The organism is Winogradskyella ludwigii, assembly GCF_013403985.1.
Taxonomy (GTDB): domain Bacteria; phylum Bacteroidota; class Bacteroidia; order Flavobacteriales; family Flavobacteriaceae; genus Winogradskyella; species Winogradskyella ludwigii.
The window spans coordinates 1-874 of sequence record NZ_JABFDF010000024.1 but is presented as its reverse complement, the minus strand read 5'-3'; the positions used below and the strand labels follow the sequence as shown (position 1 = coordinate 874).

Annotated in this window: 1 protein-coding gene; it reads left to right on the top strand. The window is 32.6% G+C overall.

Annotated elements, in window-relative coordinates; all coding sequences use genetic code 11:
* Positions 1 to 176 precede the first annotated feature (176 nt).
* Positions 177 to 734 (top strand): hypothetical protein, encoded by a 558-nt coding sequence (locus HM981_RS17380; RefSeq protein ID WP_179340067.1) that lies wholly within the window; start codon positions 177 to 179, stop codon positions 732 to 734.
* The last annotated feature ends 140 nt before the right edge of the window (positions 735 to 874 follow it).

Below are 874 nucleotides of genomic sequence, written 5' to 3'. Positions count from 1 at the left end.
ACGTTAGGCACAATATGAACAAAACTTTGAGACAATTATTTTCAATTGGAATTTTGACATTATTTCTGACCCAAATCGGATTTAGTCAATCGATTGAAAAATTTGTCGACTCGACAATCAAAGTTGATAGTTTAAATGTTCCGACTGATTTAAAACAACCTTACTTTCCGAAATAAATGTTTCCTGAAGTTAGTACTGATTGGATTAAGGAAAATGACTCAAGCTATACAATTAAAACAAAAACTATAGAAGGAACTTATGACGAATTTGTTGTGGGTTGGTATTCAAAACATCTTCACGCAATGAAAGAACCTTTGTTGTTTAATAGAAAAATTGACAAAGAAATTTATCGTTTTACTTGGATAAGGACTTTTGACAAACCAATGGCTTTTAGATTTGAAAAAAGAAATGACAGATATATTCTGTATTGGAAAGTGCTAAATGGTTCTGGTGGATATGAACCAGGAGAAATAGAAATTGAACGACTGAAAATACTAACCGAAAAAGAATGGACTGAATTTATCCAACTTATCGGAAAAGCGGATTTTTGGAATATGGATTTAGGTCGTAGCTCTATTGGAACTGATGGTTCTGAATGGATTATGGAAGGTGTTAATCAATCTGATTACAGAGCTGTAAGTGTTTGGTCACCAAGTAAAGGGAGTTTTTATGATGCTTGTGATTATTTAATTTCCTTGACGAATTTAAAAATATCGGAAAAGAAAAAATATTAAAATACTGTGCCTAACACCGTGTATAATTAATTGCTTTGTTCTTGCCTACTTGCGAATATTCCTGCGGAATATTCACGGGTTCGTAAAAGTTTGCTAACTTAGTTGCTTAACCACGCAACTAACCATACACAATCACGTTA

What these genes read in the sequence shown, in the direction of transcription:
- HM981_RS17380 (WP_179340067.1), top strand. Translation starts at nt 177, where the DNA reads ATGTTTCCTGAAGTTAGTACTGATTGGATTAAGGAAAATGACTCAAGC.